We start from the raw sequence: 17,138 nt of genomic DNA on the forward strand, positions 1-17,138 counted from the left end.
GGCACGGTGAGGAGACGATGTGGCCGGACCCACGGGACGTCCGCTGCCGGTGATCACAGAGGAGAACGAGTTCTTCTGGACCTCCGGAGCGGACGGCCGGTTGCGCCTGACGGAGTGTGAGTCGTGCTCGGCCCTGCTGCATCCGCCCCAGCCCGTCTGCCGCTACTGCCGGGGCCACGAGACCGGGGTGCGGGCCGTCTCCGGGTACGCGACGCTGATCGGCTTCACCGTCAACCACCGGTTCAGCGCGCCCGGCATGCCTGCGCCCTACGTGGTGGCGCAGGTCGCCGTCGAGGAGGACACCCGGGTCCGGCTCACCACCAACCTCGTCGAATGCGACCCGGACGAACTCGAACTGGGCATGCGGCTGGAGGTCGTCTTCGCACAGGTCGAGGACGTATGGCTGCCGCTCTTCCGCCCCGCGGCCGAGCAGGGCCCCCCGGCTCCGCCGCCCTCGGACGAGGTGGAACCCGAGCACATGCGGCGCCACGTACGCCCCATGGCCACGCCCGAGAAGTTCGAGGACAAGGTCGCGATCAGCGGCATCGGGATGTCGGAGATCGGGCGCCGGCTGATGGTCCCTCCGCTGTCGCTGACCGTGCGGGCCTGCGAACGCGCCGTCGCGGACGCGGGTCTGACCCTCGACGACATCGACGGCCTGGCCACCTACCCGGGCGCCGGCGCCTACGGCGGCTTCGCCGAGGGCGGCGTCACCGCGCTGGAGGACGCCCTCGGCATCAGGCCCACCTGGTACAACGGCGGCGCCGAGACCTTCGGTCCCGGCGGCTCGCTCATCGCCGCGATGCTGGCCGTCGCGGGGGGACTCGCCCGGCATGTGCTGTGCTTCCGTACGGTCTGGGAGGCCTCCTACGGCGAGCTGATCCGGCGCGGCCGGATCACCCAGGAGGCCGGTCGCAGGGTCACGGGCTGGCAGAAGCCCTTCGGGGCGGTCTCGGCGGCCCACACCCTGGCCCAGAACGCCCAGCGGCACTTCCACCGTTACGGCACCTCGCGCGAGACGCTCGGCTGGATCGCGCTCAACCAGCGCGCGAACGCCGCGCTCAACCCGACCGCGATCTACCGCGATCCGATGACCATGGACGACTACCTGTCGGCCAGGACGGTCACCACCCCCTTCGGGCTGTACGACTGCGACGTGCCCTGCGACGGATCGGTGGCCGTCATCGTGTCGGCCGTGGACGCCGCTCGCGACCTCGCCAGGCCACCCGTCCTGGTGGAGGCCGTCGGCACCCAGATCATGGAGCGGCTCGAATGGGACCAGAGTTCCCTCACCCATGAACCGCAGGTGCTCGGCCAGTCCGCCCACCTGTGGACGCGCACGTCACTGCGTCCCTCGGACGTCGACGTGGCCCAGCTCTACGACGGCTTCACCTTCAACTGCCTCTCCTGGATCGAGGGGCTCGGCTTCTGCGGCATCGGTGAGGCCAAGGACTTCCTCGACGGAGGCAAGAACATCGCCAGGGACGGACTGCTCCCGCTGAACACCCACGGCGGCCAGCTCTCGCACGGCCGCACCCACGGCCTGGGGCTCGTCCACGAGGCCGTCACACAGGTGCGCGGCGAGGCCGGAGCGCGCCAGGTGGACGGTGCGCGGGTCGCCGTGACGAGCACCGGCGGTCTCACCCCGAGCGGGGTCATCCTGCTGCGGGCGGACACATGACGGGCGTCTCCCGTGTCGTCGACGTCGACGGCATCCCCGTATCGGCGCTGCTGCAGGAGGCGCGCCGGCCCCGGGCCGTCGTCCTGGCGCTGCACGGCGGGGCGGCGCACTCGGGGTACTTCGACTACCCGGGCAGGCCGCACCTGTCGCTGCTGCGCACCGGTTCGGCGCTCGGGTTCACCGTCCTCGCGCTCGACCGGCCGGGATACGGCAGTTCCGCCCCGCACGGTGGGGAGCTGGCCCCGGTGGAGCGGCGGGTCGATCTCGCCTACACGGCGGTGGACCGGCTGCTCGCCTCGCGTCCGCGCGGGGCGGGCGTCTTCGTGCTGGCGCACTCGATCGGCTGCGAGCTGGCGCTGCGCATGGCGGCCGACGACCGGGGGAGCGACCTGCTGGGCGTGGAGATCGCCGGCACAGGGCGCCACCACCACGACGACGCGGTGGACATCCTGGGCGTACGGCACAACGAGTCGTGGCCGAGGCCGGCGGCCGGCAGCGTCCGGGACCTGCTGTGGAATCCCTCGCACCTCTACGAGGACGATGTCGTCGGCGGCGCCCGGTTCGCCTCGCCCTCGCCCTCCTACGAGGGGGTCGTGGCCAGGAGCTGGCCGCTGGTCCTTCCCGAACTCGCCCCCCTGGTGCGCGTCCCCGTGCACTACAGCCTCGGCGAGCACGAGCGGGTGTGGCGGTCCGGGCCCGCGGCGCTGGCCGACATCGCGTCCCTGTTCACCGCCTCGCCGCGCGTCGTCGTCGACGAACAGGCGGACGGCGGCCACAACCTGAGCATCGGGCTGACGGCGATGGCGTACCACCTCAAGATCCTTTCGTTCGTCGAGGAGTGTGTGCTGGCTCGCGCGAGCGCGGCACGAGAGCGGCCCGGGAGGGCGAGTTGAGCGACGCGGACGTGGCAGCGCTGCTGCTGGTACGGGTGGTCCTGGGGACCGTGATGATCGCGCACGGACTCAACCACTGGCGGGGCGGCGGCCGGATCGAGGGCACGGCCCGCTGGTTCTCCGGGCTCGGGCTACGGCGGGGCAAGCTTCAGGCGTGGATGAGCGTGGTCACCGAAGTCGGCGCGGGCGCCCTGCTGATCGCCGGGCTGCTCACCCCGCTGGCCTGCGCGGCGGTCATCTCCGTGATGCTGGTCGCGGGCGTCCTCGCGCACCGGCCCAACGGATTCTTCGTCTTCAAGGAGGGCTACGAGTACGTCCTCGTCCTCGCGGTGGTCTCGCTGGCCCTGGCGGTACTGGGACCCGGCAGGCTCTCCGTGGACCATGCCGGGGACATCGAGGTGACCGGCTGGGCCGGCGGCGGCATCGCCCTCGGGGTGGCCGTGGCGGCGACGGCCGGTCTGCTCGGCGTGTTCTGGCGCCCGGCACCCAGGACTCAGGAGGCCCGCCGATGCGCGTCGGATTCATAGGTCTGGGCAGTCAGGGCGCCCCCATGGCGCGCCGGATCGTCGACGCGGGCTTCGGGACGACCCTGTGGGCACGCCGTCCCGCCTCGCTCGCCCCCTTCGACGACACGCCCGCGAAGCGTGCCGTGTCCCCCGCCGAACTGGCCGCCGCCAGCGACCTCGTGTGCGTCTGTGTCGTCGACGACGCCGATGTGGAGGAGGTCGTCGCGGGGGATCGCGGGGTGCTGGCGGGGCTTCGGCAGGGAGGGGTGATCGCCGTGCACAGCACCGTCCACCCCGACACCTGTCACCGTCTCGCCGACCGGGCCCGCGCCCACGGGGTCACGCTGATCGACGCGCCGGTGAGCGGCGGTGGCCCGGCGGCGGCCGAGGGCCGTCTGCTGGTGATGGTCGGGGGCGAGTCCGGCACCGTCCGGTTCTGCCGCAAGGTGTTCGAGACGTACGGCGATCCCGTGGTCCACATGGGCCCGTTGGGCTCCGGGCAGCTCACCAAACTCCTCAACAACGTGCTGTTCACGGCGAATCTCGCCACCGCGGCGGGCACCCTCGCCCTCGGCCGGGAGTTCGACGTCGATCCCGCCGCACTCGCCGAGGTGATGGCCCACGGCAGTGGATCGAGCTTCGCACTGGGCCGGATCGCGGCGGCCGGCGGGACCCTCGACCGCATCGCGGCCCAGGCCGGACCGCTGCTGCGCAAGGACGTCCGGCTGGTGGCCGATCTGGCCGGCGCGGCCAAGGCCTCGACCGGCATCGTGCTGGACGCGGCTGACACCACCCTCGCCCTGATCGAGCACGAGCGCTGAGCCCCGGCCGTAAGGCGCCGGGCGCCAAACGGTGCGTGTTCGAGGGGTCCCCTGACTGCGACGGCAAACGTAGTGTTGCGTCGGCACGGTCCGTCGCGGGAGGGGTACCGGATGAAAGAGACCCGGCGCGAGGAGATCCTTGAGGCGGCCCTGCGGGTGTTCGCGGAGCGGGGCTACCGGGGGACCTCGATCGACGCGGTCGCCGAGCGGGCGGGACTGACCCGGCAGGGCGTGCTGCACTACTTCCCGAGCAAGAAGAAGCTCTTCATGGCGCTTTTGCGCTTCAGGGAGGACCTCAACCGCGAGCACCTCCTCGGCCATGACGACAAGGACGACTGGCCGGGGCTGTTCGCCGAAGTGGTCGCCTACGACCACACCCACCCCTGTCTGGCCCAGGTCCACAGCGTGATGCTGGCCGAGGGCGTCACGGGAGGAGACCCGGCGCAGCAGTACCTGCACGACCACTACGAGACCATGCAGGCGCTGATGATGGCCCGGCTCACCGAGCGGTACGGCGAGCGCCTGCCGAGCGGTCTGGCCCCGCGGGCCGCGGCCCGGGCCATGCTGGCGATGCTCGACGGCATGCAGCAGCAGTGGCTCCTGGACGGCGAGCAGGACGACTACCCCGAGATCATGCGGGATGTGCTGTCCGTGCTGCTGGGGTCCACGCCCGTATGAAGTCGCCCATGGCGGTGACGGTCTCCGGGTGCAGGCTGGGCGCGTCGGGCCGGATCCGCAGGTCCACCGTGACCCCGGAGCGCGCCGCGCGGGTGGCGAACCCCAGGGAGTCGTCCAGCAGGGGATCGGTGCCCGCCGCGAGCAGTTGGACGGGGGGCAGCCCGTGGAGGTTGGCGTGCAGCGGGCTCAGCAGCGGATCGGTCGGCGAGGTGCCCGCGGCGTAGTGCGCGCAGCGGCGCCGCAGTTCGGGGACGTCGAAGGTCGGATCGGCCGCCGCGTTGAGCAACAGGCTCGGGGAGTCCAGGGTCAGGTCGAGCAGCGCCGAGTTGAGCACCCCGCACAGGGGCGGCGGGGCTCCGAGGTCCCGCAGCCGCACCAGCAGGGCGGCCGCGAGCCCGGCCCCCAGCCGCTCGCCGGCCACCGCCACCGGTCCCCTGGACTCGCAGTGGTCGTACGCGGCGTGCACGTCGTCCAGCGCGTCGGGGAAGGTGCCCCCGTAGCGGGCGCAGACCACGACGGCGTCCGTCCACAGGGCGAGGCGGCTAGCCAGGTCGAGCGCGGCCTCCGGGGTGCACGAGAGGTGCCGGTCGCCGTGCAGATAGAGCACGACCAGTTCGGTGCCGCCGGGCGGCCGTACGACCGGACCGACGGGGCTCGTCTCCACCTGGACCTCACTTGCCACGGGACATCACCTTCTCCGCTGCTCGCCAGTGTTCGTCGGCCACCCACAGGCGGGCGAAGGCGCGCGCCGCCTCGGTCGCCGGTACGGCGCCGCTCATGACGTGCTTGATCTCCCGCGCCGGGACGGAGGCGAGGGAGCGGGCCAGGGCGCGCCAGCCCTCGTCGAAGTCGGCCCGCGGCAGCACCCGGTCGATCAGCCCGAGCCGCTGGGCCTCCTCGGCGCCGAGCACGGTTCCGGAGCCGGCGAGCATCAACGCCCGCCCCCTGCCGATCAGTTCCGCGAGCCGCTCGGCACCGCCCCACGCGGGCATGATCGCGAGGTTCACCTGGGTGAAGCCGATCCTGATGTCGTCGGCGGCCACCCGGATGTCGGCGGCCATGGCGAACTCGGCGCCGCCGCCCAGGGCATGGCCGTTCAGGGCGGCGATCACCGGGCCGGGGAAGCGCGCGAGCCGGTCGCAGATCCCGCGCATCCGCAGGGCCATGGCCGTCGCCTCGTCCTCGGTGCGGATCGCGGCCAGTTCCTTCAGGTCGCCGCCCGAGACGAAGGCCCGGTCGCCCGCGCCCCTGACCACCAGGGCCAGGGCGTCCGCGGCCGCGTCGAGGGCCTTGTCCAACTGGTCCATGGTGGTCGGCGCGATGGCGTTGCGGGCGTGCGGACGGTCGATGGTGATGACCGCGAGCCCTTGGTCCAACTCAAGATCAACCATGCAGGCTTCTCCATGGGTGAGAGTGTTATTCTCGTTAAGTGAATATCGTATTCTTGCGAGAGATGGCGGTCCAGACCGACGCTGCCCCCTTCTGGCCGCGCGGCGCGCGTCAGTCCTCGTAGACGACGGTGATGTCCGGGGTCACCGGCTCGCCCTGACAGGTCAGCACCCAGCCCTCGGTGACCTCGTCGTCGTCGAGCGCGTTGTTGACCCGCATCTTGGCCTCGCCCTCGGTGACCTGGGCGATGCAGGTGCCGCAGTTGCCCGACTCGCAGGAGAAGGGCGGCATGAGACCGGCCCGGCGCGCGCTCTCCAGCAGGGTCTCGCCGGAGTGCCGCGGCACCGAGCGCCGCTTGCCGGCGAGGACGATGCTGACCGTGCCCTCCTTCTCCGCCGGGGCCGCGCTCCCGCTTCCCGGGTTGCCGGGAGTCTCCTCGGCCGCCGGGGTGAAGCGTTCGGCGAAGATCTGATCGGCCTCGACGCCGTGCACGAGCAGGGCGCGCTCCGCCAGGTCCATGAAGGGCGCGGGGCCGCAGAGATAGAAGTCCGCGTCCACATCGACGCCGGCGAACTCGCGCACCAGGAGATCGGTGATGAAACCCCCCTGGTCGTCCAGGTGGTGGCGGATCTCGAACCGGTCCGGGTGCCGCTCGGCCAGTTCGGCCAGCGCGGACCCGAAGATGATCGAGTCGGCGTCCCGGTTGGCCGACAGGACGCGGACGTGCCGGTTCGTCGTCGCCAGCGCGGTCTTGACGAGCGACAGGACCGGCGTGATGCCGCTGCCCCCGCAGTAGGCCACCAGGGGCTCGTCGGTCTCCCGCAGACAGAACACCCCGGCGGGTGCCGTGGTCTCTATGACGTCGCCGGGTGCGAGATGTTCGTGCATCCAGTTCGACACCAGGCCTCCCGGCACGCGCTTCACCGTCGTCATCAACTCGTCGTCGGTCTCCGGGGAACTCGACATCGAGTAACTGCGCAGGGCGCCACAGGCCCTGACCGTCAGGAACTGTCCGGCCCGGTAGGGGAACGGGGCGTCGAGCACGTATGTGCGCGTGTCGGCTGTCTCCTGGACGATCCGCTTGATCCGGACCGGGTGGAAGCCGTGGTCTCGTACCATGTGTGGAATTTAGCTTCTCCCTCTGCGAGAGTGCAATTCTCGCGCCGAGGAGGGAGCTCTCGCCATGCGGACCGCCATGCGAACGATGCCCGCCGAGCTGATCGAACGGTATGAAGCGGAGGGCTGGTGGACTCGGGAGACGATCGGGGACCTGCTGGCGTACGGCCTCGACGCCGCCCCCGATGTCGAGTTCCGCGTGCACTCGGCCGTCCGGCCCTGGGAAGGGACCTTCGCCGACGTCGAACGGACGGCCCGCAGGCTCGCCGCGGGGCTGCGCGCCCGGGGGGTCGGCCCCGGTGACGTCATCGCCTTCCAACTGCCCAACTGGATGGAAGCCGCCGCGGTGTTCTGGGCCTCGGCCTTCCTCGGGGCGGTCGTGGTGCCCATCGTCCACTTCTACGGGCGCAAGGAGGTCGGCTACATCCTCGACGCCGTCGCGCCGCGCGTCTTCGTCACGGCCGAGCGCTTCGGCCGGATGGAACACCAGCCGGACCTGAGCGCCGCGGTGCCCGTGGTCGGCGTCGTGGGGCGGGACTTCGACGACCTGCTCGCCGACGAGCCGCTGCCCGGTGTCCTCGCGACGGACCCGGCCGCGCCCGCGCTGGTCGCGTTCACCTCCGGGACCACCCGTGATCCCAAGGGTGTCGTCCACTCCCATCAGACACTGGGCTTCGAGACGCGCCAGCTCGCCGGGCTCTACCCGCCCGACCGCGGCCGCCAGCTCACCGCGGCTCCTGTCGGGCACTTCATCGGGATGGTGAACTCCTTCCTGATCCCCGTCCTCGACGGCTCACCGGTGAACCTCGCCGACGTGTGGGATCCCGGGCGGGTGCTGGAGTTGATGGAGAGCGACGGGCTCACCGTGGGTGGCGGGGCGGCGTACTTCATGACGAGCCTGCTCGACCATCCCGACTTCACCCCCCGGCATCTGGCCGCCATGAAGTACGCGGGTCTCGGCGGGGCTGCCGTCCCGGTCGCGGTCACCACCCGGCTCACGGAACTCGGCATGACCGTCTTCCGCTCGTACGGCAGCACGGAACACCCCTCGATCACCGGCTCCCGGTACACCGCTCCCGAGGCCAAGCGACTCCATACGGACGGCGACGCCCTGCCCGGCACGGAGATCCGGTTGGCGCAGGACGGTGAAATCCTTAGCCGCGGACCCGATCTGTGCCTCGGGTACACCGATCCGGCCCTGACCGAGCGCGCCTTCGACCGTGAGGGCTGGTACCGCACCGGTGACATCGGGGTGATCGACGAGGACGGCTACCTCACCATCACCGACCGCAAGGCGGACATCATCATCCGCGGCGGCGAGAACATCGGCGCCCTGGAGGTCGAGGAGGCGCTGCTCGCCCTGCCGGCCGTGGCCGAGGCCGCCGTGGTGGCCGCCCCCGACGCCCGCCTCGGCGAGCACGCGGCGGCGGTCCTGCGGCTGAGGCCCGGTCACCCCGCGCCCACGCTCGACGACTTGCGCGCCCACCTCGAAGGGGCGGGCCTGGCCCGGCAGAAGTGGCCGGAGGAACTGCACGTCGTGCCGGAGTTCCCGCGGACGGCGAGCGGCAAGGTGCAGAAGTTCGTTCTCCGTCGGGACATTGCCGCCCGAGCAAGTTGAGAATAGGATTCTCGTAATCAGCGAAGGAGGATCTCATGCCGTCGCGCGTGTTGCCCTATCCGTTGTTCGACGCCGACAACCACCTGTACGAGACGGAGGACGCCCTCACCCGGTACCTGCCGAAGCAGTACGAGGGCGCCATCCAGTACGTGCAGGTGAAGGGTCGTACGAAGATCGCGATCCGCGGTCAGATCAGCGACTACATCCCCAACCCCACGTTCTCGGTGGTCGCCCGGCCGGGGGCGTGGGAGCAGTACTTCCGGGAGGGCAATCCGGAGGGCAAGTCGCACCGCGAGCTGTTCGGCGAGCCGATGAAGTCCATTCCCGCGTTCCGTGAGCCGGGTCCGCGTCTGGAGCTCATGGACGAGATGGGGATCCAGCAGGCGCTGAACTTCCCGACTCTGGCCAGCCTGATCGAGGAGCGGATGCGGGACGACCCGGAGCTCATCCACGCGGTCGTCCACTCGCTCAACGAGTGGCTGTACGACACCTGGAAGTTCAACTACAAGGACCGGATCTTCACCACGCCGGTGATCAGCCTGCCGATCCTGGACAAGGCGATCGCCGAGCTGGAGTGGTGCCTGGAGCGCGGAGCGCGCTCGATCCTCGTCCGGCCCGCCCCGGTCCCCGGGTTCGGCGGCTCGCGGTCCTTCGCGCTGCCGGAGTTCGACCCCTTCTGGAAGCGGGTCGAGGAGGCGGGGGTACTGGTGTCGATGCACTCCTCCGACAGCGGCTACTCCCGGTACTCCAGCGACTGGGAGGGCAAGAGCCAGGAGATGACGCCGTTCCAGGCGCAGACCTTCCGGATGCTGGGCGAATGGCGGCCGGTCACCGACTCCGTGGCCTCCTGGGTCTGCCACGGGGCGCTGTTCCGCTTCCCCGAGCTCAAGGTCTCGGTCATCGAGAACGGATCCTCCTGGCTGGTGCCGCTCCTCGACCAACTGGCCGACGTCTACAAGAAGCAGCCGCAGGGCTTCCTGGGCGACCCGGTCGAAGAGGTCAAGAACCGGATCCACATCAGCCCGTTCTGGGAGGAGGACATGGCCGAGCTGGCCGGGATCATCGGCGTCGAGCGGGTGCTGTTCGGCTCCGACTACCCCCACCCCGAGGGCCTGGCCGACCCGGTCACCTACGTCGACGCGATCCAGGGCATGAAGGAGGCCGACCAGGCCAAGATCATGGGCGGCAACCTGGCCCGGTTGATCGGCGTATGAACGGGGAGACCATCCCGCGGATGGTGCTGAGCGCGGCCGACCGCTTCGGTGACGCCGAAGCGGTCGTGGACGGTCGACTCCGGCTCACCTTCAGGGAGTTGGCCGATCGCGTGCGCAGGGCCGCGGGGGCGTTCGCGGCGGCCGGTGTCGGCAGGGGCGACCGGGCGGCCGTCTGGGCGCCCAACTCCGCCGAGTGGATCATCGCGGCCTTCGGGCTGCTGACCGCCGGCGGCGTCCTGGTCCCGGTCAACACCCGGTTCAAGGCGGACGAGGCGGGCGACATCATCCGCCGCAGCGGAGCCAAGGTCGTCCTCGTCGAGAAGGGCTTCCTCGGTCTGGACTTCGAGGTGCCGTCCGGCGTGCCCGTGATCGACATCAAGTCGGACTTCCTCGCGAGCGGTTCGCCCTACGAGGCCGAGGTGAGCGGCGACGACGTGTGCGACATCGTGTTCACCTCGGGGACCACCGGGCGGCCCAAGGGCGTGCTGATGACACACGCCCAGACACTCCGGCTGTACGCGGAGTGGTGCGACCTGGCGGACCTCAGGGAGGGCGACCGCTATCTGATCGTCAACCCCTTCTTCCACATCTTCGGCTACAAGGCGGGCTGCATCACGTCCCTGATCCGGGGCGCGACCATCCTCCCGGTGCCGGTCTTCGACGTGGACCGGGTCCTCGAACTGGTCGAGCGCGAGAAGGTGACGGTCCTGCCGGGCCCGCCCACCCTCTACCACTCGTTGCTGGCCGCACAGGGCGGCCACGACCTGTCCTCGCTGCGGGTGGCCGTCACGGGAGCCGCCGACATCCCGGTCGACCTCGTCCGCAGGATCGTCAGCGACCTGCCCTTCCGCACCGTCATGACGGGCTACGGCCTGACCGAGGCGGGCACGGCCACGGCCTCGCGGCCCGGCGACTCCTTCGAGGACATCGCGACGACCGTCGGAACCCCCTGCGACGGCGTCGAGATCAGGATCGCGGACGACGGAGAGGTCCTGGTGCGCGGGTACAGCGTCATGCGCGGTTACCTCGACGACCCGGCCGCGACCGCCGAGGCGATCGACCCGGACGGCTGGCTGCACACCGGGGACCTCGGGACGCTCGACGACCGGGGCCGGCTGCGGATCGTCGGCCGCAAGAAGGACATGTTCATCGTGGGCGGCTTCAACGCCTACCCGGCCGAGATCGAGGGCTTCCTGATGGAGCATCCGGCCGTCGCCCAGGCCGCCGTGATCGGCGTACCGGACGAGCGGCTCGGCCAGGTGGGCAAGGCCTTCGTGGTCCCTCGCGGGGCCCTCGCGGCAGGCGAGCTGATCGCCTGGAGCCGGGAGCGGATGGCCGGGTTCAAGGTGCCCAGGTATGTGGAGTTTCTCGAAGAGCTGCCGCTGAACGCCACCGGCAAGGTGATGAAGGACCAATTGCGATGACGTCTGAAGCGAAGCCGCCGGAGAAGAGTCCCGTGAAGCCGCCGGAGGAGGACGACTTCTCCCACACGGCCTCCGGGATTCCCCTCAAGGCGGTCTACGGGCCCGCGGACCGGCCCGTCGAGCCGCCCGCGCCGGGACGCTTCCCCTTCACCCGCGGCAACTACTCCTCCGGCTACCGGGGGCGGCTGTGGACGCTGCGTCAGTACTCCGGCTTCGGCACCGCCGAGGAGTCCAACCGGCGCTACCGCTACCTCCTCGAACAGGGCGGCACCGGACTGTCCGTGGCGCTCGACCTGCCCACCCAGTGCGGCTACGACTCCGACGATCCGGAGGTGAGCGAGGAGGTGGGCCGGGTCGGCGTCGCCCTCGACACGCTCGCCGACGCCGAGGTGCTCTTCGAGGACATCCCCCTCGACCGGATCAGCACCAGCTTCACCATCAACGGCACGGCGGCGATCCTGCTGGCGTTCTACGTGGCCGCCGCCGAGCGCCGCGGAGTACCCCGGGCGAAGCTCACCGGGACGATCCAGAACGACATCCTCAAGGAGTACGCCTCCCGGGGCACCTGGATCTGGCCGCCCGAGCCGTCGCTGCGGCTGATCGCCGACACCATCGAGTTCTGCGCGGCCGAGGTGCCGCGGTTCAACGCGATCTCGGTGGCCGGCGCGCACTTCCGCGACGCCGGCGCCAACGCCGTGCAGGAGATGGCGTTCACGCTCGCCGACGGCGTCACCTACTGCGACACGGTGCTGGCGCGCGGCCGGATGACGATCGACCGGTTCGCCCCGCAGATCTCCTTCTTCTTCTACACCCACGGCGACTTCTTCGAGGAGATCGCCAAGTACCGTGCGGGCCGCAGACGTTGGGCGACGATCGTCCGCGAGCGGTACGGCGCGAGCACCGACAAGGCGTCGATGTTCCGCTTCGGCTGTGTGGCCGGCGGGGCCTCCCTGTACGCGCCACAGGCCCAGAACAACACGGTCCGGGTGGCGTACGAGGCGATGGCCTCGGTGCTGGGCGGCGTGCAGTCGATGTTCACGGCAGCCTGGGACGAGCCGTTCGCGCTGCCCAGCGAGGAGTCGGCGACGCTCGCCCTGCGCACCCAGCAGATCCTCGCCCACGAGACCGGCGTCGCCCGGGTCGCGGACCCGCTCGGCGGCTCGTACTTCGTGGAAGCCCTCACGGACGCCACCGAGGAACGCATCGCCGAGATCATGGCGGACCTGGAACACCACGGGGGCATGGTCCGGGCGATCGAGGACGGCTACCTCCAGGGCCTCATCGCCGACGAGGCCTACCGCCTCCACCAGGACGTCGAGGCGGGTACCCGGCCGGTCGTCGGCGTCAACCGCTTCGCCACGCCCGAGCCGCCGCCCCGGCTGGAGACGTACGAGCTCGACGGGGAAGGCCGCGACCGGCAGTTGAAGCGGCTCGCCGACGTCAAGGCCACCCGCGACGCCGCGGCCGTACGGGACCGCCTCGCCGCCCTCGCCCGCGGCGCCGAGGGCACCGACAACCTCATGCCCCTGCTCATCGACTGCGCCAAGGCCTACTGCACGGTCGGCGAGATGGTCGCCGCCCTCAAGGCGGTCTGGGGCGAGTTCCGGCAACCGGTGGTGTTCTGATGTCGTTCCGTGTGCTCATCGCCAAACCCGGTCTGGACGGCCACGACCGCGGGGCCAAGATCGTCGCGCGGACACTGCGCGACGCCGGGTTCGAGGTGGTCTTCACCGGCATCCGCCAGCGTGTCGACACCATCGTGGCGACCGCGCTCCAGGAGGACGTGGCCGTGGTCGGCCTCAGCATCCTCTCCGGCGCGCATCTGGCGCTGACGGCACGGGTCGTGGAGGGGCTGCGGGCCGCCGGGGCCGAGGACATCGCCGTCGTCGTGGGCGGCACCATCCCCCAGGCCGACGTGCCCCGCATGAAGGCGGCGGGTGCGGCGGCGGTCTTCCCCACCGGAACACCCCTCGACGCCATCGTGGCGCAGATGCGCGCCCTGACGGCGGTCGTCCCCGCCTCGCCCGCGACCCCCTGACCTGCCGCTGCCGGATGACGGGGGAGGGCCGGCCACTCGAGACATCGGCACTTCGAGACAACGGAACCTCAAAACAACGGAACCCCGAAACCCCGAAAACTGGGAGGCACTGTGCGGGTCGGTGTGATGATCGGGCCGGAGCGTGGGGACTCCGCGCGCAAGGTCGCGCGGATGATCGACGACGTGACCTGGGCGGAGCGGGCGGGCCTCGACACCGCCTGGGTGCCCCAGATCCCCACGGACTTCGACGCGTTGACGGCCGTGGCCCTGATGGGCGCGCGGACCGAGCGGATCGAGATCGGGACCGCGGTCGTACCGCTCCAGACACAGCACCCGATCGCCCTCGCGCGCCAGGCGCTGTCCGCGCAGGGCGCCGCGGGCGGGCGGCTCGCCCTGGGCCTCGGGCCCTCCCACCACTGGATCATCCAGGACATGCTGGGACTGCCCTACGAGCGGCCCGCCGCCTTCACCCGTGACTATCTGGAGGTCCTGGACGCGGCGCTGCGCGGACCCGGCCCGGTCGACGTCGAGAACGGCACGTTCACCGTGCACAACCCGCTCGACCTCGCCCCCGTGGCACCTCTTCCGGTACTGCTCGCCGCGCTCGGCCCGGTCATGCTGGCACTCGCGGGCGAGCGGGCGGACGGGACCGTCCTGTGGATGGCCGACGAACGCGCGGTCGCCGACCACGTCGTACCCCGTATCACCAAGGCGGCGGACGGCGCGGGGCGGACGGCGCCGCGGATCGTCGCGGGCATCCCGGTGTGTCTGTGCCGGCCCGCCGAGGCCGACGCGGCGCGCGAGCGGGCCAACCGGATCCTCGGGGAGGCGGAAGTGTCGCCCAATTACCAGCGGCTCCTTGACCACGGCGACGCCCGGGACATCGGCGACCTGTGCGCGGCCGGTGACGAGACGGCCATCGCGGCCCGCTTCCGGCGCTTCGCCGACGCCGGGGTCACCGATCTGTCGGTACGGCTGCTGCCGATCGGCGAGGGCCGCGAGGAACTGATCGCCTCCAAGCGCCGGACCCGTGAGGTGCTCGCCGGGATCGCGGCGGACTTCCGATGACCACCGGCCCCGCGACCACCGGCCCCGCGACCGCCGGGCCGCTGGCCGGCATCCGTGTCCTGGAGGTCGGCCACATGCTGGCGGGCCCGTACGCCACGATGATGCTCGCCGACCTCGGTGCCGAGGTCGTCAAGATCGAGCCGCCGGGCGGGGACATCTCCCGGCAGGTGAGCGACGCGTACTTCGCCAGCCTCAACCGGGGCAAGCGCAGTGTCCGCTTCGACCTGACCACGCCGAGCGGTCAGGAACGACTCGGTGAACTCGTCGCGGACGCCCACGCGTTGCTGGTCAACCTCAAACCGTCGGCGATCCACCGGCTCGGGCTCACCTATGAGGCGCTGAAGAAGTGGAACGAACGGATCGTCTGCGTCGCGCTCACGGGCTTCGGCCTGGACGCGGGCGACGACCCGGCCTTCGACTACGTCGTCCAGGCGGCCACCGGCGTCGCCGCGCTGACCGGCGACCCGGCAGGCCCGCCGACCCTGCCCGGCTACTCCTCGGCCGACAACTCCTCCGGCCTCACCGCGGCGCTCGGTCTGCTCGCGCAGATCGTCTCGGGCCGTGGCGGGCAGGTCGAGGTGTCGCTGCGGGACGTGATGCTCTCCCAGCTCAACTACCGGGCGTCCGCCTACCTCAACGAGGGGGTCGAGCCGCGCCGTCTGCCGCTGGGCGCGCACTCCTACTACGTACCGGCGCAGCTCTTCCCCACGTCGGACGGCCACTTGGCCCTGTTCATCACCCACGACGGCTTCTGGAAGTCCTTCGCCGCGGAGGCGGGCATCGAGGGCTTCCCTGCGATGGCCGAACGCGCGGCGCGTCGCGAGGAGGTGCTCGACGTGGTGACGAAGGCCCTGGCGACCGACACCGCGACCGCCTGGGAGACGCGGCTGCGTCCCCTGGGCGTGCCCGCGGCGGCCGTACGGACGTTGCCGCAGGCGCTGGCGGCGACACCGGAGGCGATCGTGACGGCCGGGGAGTTCCGGCTGGTACGCGGGCCCGTGCGGGTGGCCGGGTACGAGCCCGAGTACGGACCGCCGCCCCGCCTGGGGGAGCACGGCCCGTAGAGCGTTGGGCCGTTCGCAGCGGACACGCGAAGGGGTCCCGGGAGTTCGACTCCCGGGACCCCTTCCGTTCACCCCGGCATCGACTCCGACTTCTGCACCGTGCCGGTGATGCCGCTCGCGTCCTGGCCGGCCAGGAGTACGGCCGCGTTCGCCATCGCCTCCGGGGGTTCGATCATCTCCGGTGGGATCTGGCGTCCGCCGCCCCCGGCCTGCCAGCCCTCGGTGACGACGACACGCGACGGCGCCAGGCAGTTGACCGCGATGTTGTCGGTCTTGAGGGTGGCGGCGAGCCCGAGATAGAGGCGCTCGACGCCCGCCTTGGAGACCCAGTACGCGTTGGCGCCCCTGTCGGTCATGCCGACCCCGTTGGTCGTCACCGCCACCAACGAGCCCCCGCCGCGCGCCCTGATGTGCGGGATGACGGCCTTGGTGACGAGGAAGACCCCGGTGAGATTGACGTCCAGGCACAGCTGCCAGCGCTTGAGCGGGGTGGACTCGACCGGGCCGAGCCACATGACCCCGGCGTTGGCGATCAGGATGTCGATCCCGCCGAACTCCGCGGCGGTCGCGGCCACGGCGGCCTCGACCGACGCCTCGGAGGTCACGTCGCACGCGACCGCGAGGGCGCGGCCGCCCGCCGATTTGATCCGATCGGCCACGGCGTGGATCGTGCCGGGTATCCGGCCCTCCTCCTCGGAGCGCGCGGCGACCGCGACCGCGGCTCCGGCCTCCGCGAGCCCCCGGGCGATGTTGCGGCCGATGCCCCGGCTCGCCCCGGCGACGAACGCCACCTTTCCCTTCAACTCGCCGCTCACGTGCGGTCGGCCGTTCACTTCGGCGGGAACCGGAGGGCGCCGTCGAGGCGGATGACCTCGCCGTTGAGATAGTCGTTCTCGCAGATGTGCTCCACGAGAGCCGCGTACTCGGGGGAGCGGCCCATGCGCTTGGGATGCGGGACCTTGGGCCCCCAGTAGGCCTCCAGTTGGTCGCCCGCCGCGCCGTAGGCCGGGGTGAGGAAGGTGCCCGGGGCGATCGTGACGACCCGGATGCCCAGCGGCGAGAGGTCGCGCGCGGCGACGAGGGTCATGCCGACCACCCCGCCCTTGGCGGCGGCGTACGGGATCTGCCCGATCTGCCCCTCGTACGCCGCGATCGACGCGGTGTTGACGATGACGCCCCGGTCGCCGTCGACCGCCTCCTGTCGTGCGATGGCCGCAGCCGCCAGGCGCATGACGTTGAAGACGGCCGTGAGGTAGAAGTCGATGGTCTTCCGGAAGCCCGCGAGATCCAGGGGTTCGCCGTCCTTGCCGACGAGCCGGCCGCCACTGGCCGGGCCGCCGTGCGCGTCCACCGAGATCCTGAGCGGTCCCGCCGCCTCGGCCTCGGCCATCGCGGCCTTGACGTCGTTCTCGTCGGTGGCGTCCGTGCGTACGTAACGGACGCCCAACTCCGCCTCGAGCGCCTTGCCCTTCTCATCGGCGAGGTCGGCCACGACCACCTTCGCTCCTGCCGCGTGGAGGCGACGGACGGTGGCCTCGCCCAGGCCCCCCGCCCCACCGACGACGACCGCGGAACTCCCACTGATCTGCATCAAGGTTATCCTCTCTTGCAAGCAGGGCTCTGTGTAT

17 protein-coding genes are annotated in these 17,138 nt (G+C 71.3%); 12 read left to right on the top strand and 5 right to left on the bottom strand.

Annotation, left to right across the window (positions count from 1 at the left end; all coding sequences use genetic code 11):
* Positions 1-19 precede the first annotated feature (19 nt).
* From AQJ27_RS27735 to AQJ27_RS27755, 5 genes are all read left to right on the top strand, one after another.
* Positions 20-1,681, top strand: a complete 1,662-nt coding sequence (locus AQJ27_RS27735) for a thiolase C-terminal domain-containing protein (protein ID WP_067374560.1) — start codon at positions 20-22, stop codon at positions 1,679-1,681.
* Positions 1,678-2,574 (top strand): alpha/beta hydrolase, encoded by an 897-nt coding sequence (locus tag AQJ27_RS27740; protein ID WP_067374563.1) that lies wholly within the window; start codon positions 1,678-1,680, stop codon positions 2,572-2,574. The genes AQJ27_RS27735 and AQJ27_RS27740 overlap by 4 nt, the downstream gene beginning before the upstream one ends.
* On the top strand, positions 2,571-3,101 hold the full coding sequence (locus tag AQJ27_RS27745) for a DoxX family protein (protein WP_067374567.1): 531 nt from the start codon (positions 2,571-2,573) through the stop codon (positions 3,099-3,101). The genes AQJ27_RS27740 and AQJ27_RS27745 overlap by 4 nt, the downstream gene beginning before the upstream one ends.
* Positions 3,083-3,901 (top strand): NAD(P)-dependent oxidoreductase, encoded by an 819-nt coding sequence (locus tag AQJ27_RS27750; protein ID WP_067374570.1) that lies wholly within the window; start codon positions 3,083-3,085, stop codon positions 3,899-3,901. The genes AQJ27_RS27745 and AQJ27_RS27750 overlap by 19 nt, the downstream gene beginning before the upstream one ends.
* Positions 3,902-4,012: 111 nt before the next feature.
* The gene (locus AQJ27_RS27755) at positions 4,013-4,579 is read left to right on the top strand and encodes a TetR/AcrR family transcriptional regulator (protein ID WP_067374573.1); all 567 of its coding nucleotides are present in this window, start codon (positions 4,013-4,015) and stop codon (positions 4,577-4,579) included.
* Here AQJ27_RS27755 and AQJ27_RS27760 read toward each other — a convergent pair.
* The 3 genes from AQJ27_RS27760 to AQJ27_RS27770 form a co-directional block, all read right to left on the bottom strand.
* Positions 4,533-5,261, bottom strand: a complete 729-nt coding sequence (locus tag AQJ27_RS27760; protein WP_067374577.1) for an alpha/beta hydrolase fold domain-containing protein — start codon at positions 5,259-5,261, stop codon at positions 4,533-4,535. The genes AQJ27_RS27755 and AQJ27_RS27760 overlap by 47 nt on opposite strands.
* Positions 5,251-5,970 (bottom strand): enoyl-CoA hydratase/isomerase family protein, encoded by a 720-nt coding sequence (locus tag AQJ27_RS27765; protein WP_067374580.1) that lies wholly within the window; start codon positions 5,968-5,970, stop codon positions 5,251-5,253. The genes AQJ27_RS27760 and AQJ27_RS27765 overlap by 11 nt, the downstream gene beginning before the upstream one ends.
* Before the next feature lie 109 nt (positions 5,971-6,079).
* Positions 6,080-7,087, bottom strand: coding sequence for a ferredoxin--NADP reductase (locus AQJ27_RS27770; protein ID WP_067374583.1), 1,008 nt, complete (start codon positions 7,085-7,087; stop codon positions 6,080-6,082).
* Between the two features lie 64 nt (positions 7,088-7,151).
* On the opposite strand from AQJ27_RS27770, the gene AQJ27_RS27775 reads away from it, so the two are divergent.
* The 7 genes from AQJ27_RS27775 (at position 7,152) to AQJ27_RS27805 (ending at position 15,510) form a co-directional block, all read left to right on the top strand.
* Positions 7,152-8,702, top strand: coding sequence for an AMP-binding protein (locus AQJ27_RS27775; RefSeq protein WP_201264464.1), 1,551 nt, complete (start codon positions 7,152-7,154; stop codon positions 8,700-8,702).
* Between the two features lie 35 nt (positions 8,703-8,737).
* Positions 8,738-9,916, top strand: a complete 1,179-nt coding sequence (locus tag AQJ27_RS27780; protein WP_067374585.1) for an amidohydrolase family protein — start codon at positions 8,738-8,740, stop codon at positions 9,914-9,916.
* The gene (locus AQJ27_RS27785) at positions 9,913-11,340 is read left to right on the top strand and encodes a FadD3 family acyl-CoA ligase (protein WP_067374588.1); all 1,428 of its coding nucleotides are present in this window, start codon (positions 9,913-9,915) and stop codon (positions 11,338-11,340) included. The genes AQJ27_RS27780 and AQJ27_RS27785 overlap by 4 nt, the downstream gene beginning before the upstream one ends.
* Positions 11,337-12,965 carry a methylmalonyl-CoA mutase family protein gene (locus tag AQJ27_RS27790; protein ID WP_235613875.1) on the top strand — a complete coding sequence of 543 codons (1,629 nt, stop codon included), beginning with the start codon at positions 11,337-11,339 and terminating at the stop codon, positions 12,963-12,965. The genes AQJ27_RS27785 and AQJ27_RS27790 overlap by 4 nt, the downstream gene beginning before the upstream one ends.
* On the top strand, positions 12,965-13,378 hold the full coding sequence (locus AQJ27_RS27795; protein ID WP_067374594.1) for a cobalamin B12-binding domain-containing protein: 414 nt from the start codon (positions 12,965-12,967) through the stop codon (positions 13,376-13,378). The genes AQJ27_RS27790 and AQJ27_RS27795 overlap by 1 nt, the downstream gene beginning before the upstream one ends.
* 126 nt (positions 13,379-13,504) lie before the next feature.
* A complete protein-coding gene (locus tag AQJ27_RS27800; RefSeq protein WP_268814624.1) occupies positions 13,505-14,446 on the top strand; it encodes a TIGR03564 family F420-dependent LLM class oxidoreductase in 942 nt (313 codons plus the stop codon).
* Positions 14,443-15,510, top strand: a complete 1,068-nt coding sequence (locus tag AQJ27_RS27805; RefSeq protein WP_067374600.1) for a CaiB/BaiF CoA transferase family protein — start codon at positions 14,443-14,445, stop codon at positions 15,508-15,510. The genes AQJ27_RS27800 and AQJ27_RS27805 overlap by 4 nt, the downstream gene beginning before the upstream one ends.
* A 68-nt stretch (positions 15,511-15,578) precedes the next feature.
* Here the strand turns inward: AQJ27_RS27805 and AQJ27_RS27810 are convergent, their stop codons facing one another.
* Positions 15,579-16,301, bottom strand: a complete 723-nt coding sequence (locus AQJ27_RS27810) for an SDR family NAD(P)-dependent oxidoreductase (protein WP_244313875.1) — start codon at positions 16,299-16,301, stop codon at positions 15,579-15,581.
* Between the two features lie 38 nt (positions 16,302-16,339).
* The gene (locus AQJ27_RS27815; RefSeq protein ID WP_067374603.1) at positions 16,340-17,101 is read right to left on the bottom strand and encodes an SDR family NAD(P)-dependent oxidoreductase; all 762 of its coding nucleotides are present in this window, start codon (positions 17,099-17,101) and stop codon (positions 16,340-16,342) included.
* Positions 17,102-17,138: the final 37 nt, after the last annotated feature.

The organism is Streptomyces olivochromogenes, assembly GCF_001514115.1.
Lineage (GTDB): Bacteria > Actinomycetota > Actinomycetes > Streptomycetales > Streptomycetaceae > Streptomyces > Streptomyces olivochromogenes.

Coding starts and splice junctions, on each gene's coding strand:
- AQJ27_RS27790 (WP_235613875.1), top strand. CDS start 11,337: ATGACGTCTGAAGCGAAGCCGCCGGAGAAGAGTCCCGTGAAGCCGCCG.
- AQJ27_RS27740 (WP_067374563.1), top strand. CDS start 1,678: ATGACGGGCGTCTCCCGTGTCGTCGACGTCGACGGCATCCCCGTATCG.
- AQJ27_RS27755 (WP_067374573.1), top strand. CDS start 4,013: ATGAAAGAGACCCGGCGCGAGGAGATCCTTGAGGCGGCCCTGCGGGTG.
- AQJ27_RS27780 (WP_067374585.1), top strand. CDS start 8,738: ATGCCGTCGCGCGTGTTGCCCTATCCGTTGTTCGACGCCGACAACCAC.
- AQJ27_RS27795 (WP_067374594.1), top strand. CDS start 12,965: ATGTCGTTCCGTGTGCTCATCGCCAAACCCGGTCTGGACGGCCACGAC.
- AQJ27_RS27750 (WP_067374570.1), top strand. CDS start 3,083: ATGCGCGTCGGATTCATAGGTCTGGGCAGTCAGGGCGCCCCCATGGCG.
- AQJ27_RS27765 (WP_067374580.1), bottom strand. CDS start 5,970: ATGGTTGATCTTGAGTTGGACCAAGGGCTCGCGGTCATCACCATCGAC.
- AQJ27_RS27770 (WP_067374583.1), bottom strand. CDS start 7,087: ATGGTACGAGACCACGGCTTCCACCCGGTCCGGATCAAGCGGATCGTC.
- AQJ27_RS27775 (WP_201264464.1), top strand. CDS start 7,152: ATGCGGACCGCCATGCGAACGATGCCCGCCGAGCTGATCGAACGGTAT.
- AQJ27_RS27800 (WP_268814624.1), top strand. CDS start 13,505: ATGATCGGGCCGGAGCGTGGGGACTCCGCGCGCAAGGTCGCGCGGATG.
- AQJ27_RS27805 (WP_067374600.1), top strand. CDS start 14,443: ATGACCACCGGCCCCGCGACCACCGGCCCCGCGACCGCCGGGCCGCTG.
- AQJ27_RS27785 (WP_067374588.1), top strand. CDS start 9,913: ATGAACGGGGAGACCATCCCGCGGATGGTGCTGAGCGCGGCCGACCGC.
- AQJ27_RS27815 (WP_067374603.1), bottom strand. CDS start 17,101: ATGCAGATCAGTGGGAGTTCCGCGGTCGTCGTCGGTGGGGCGGGGGGC.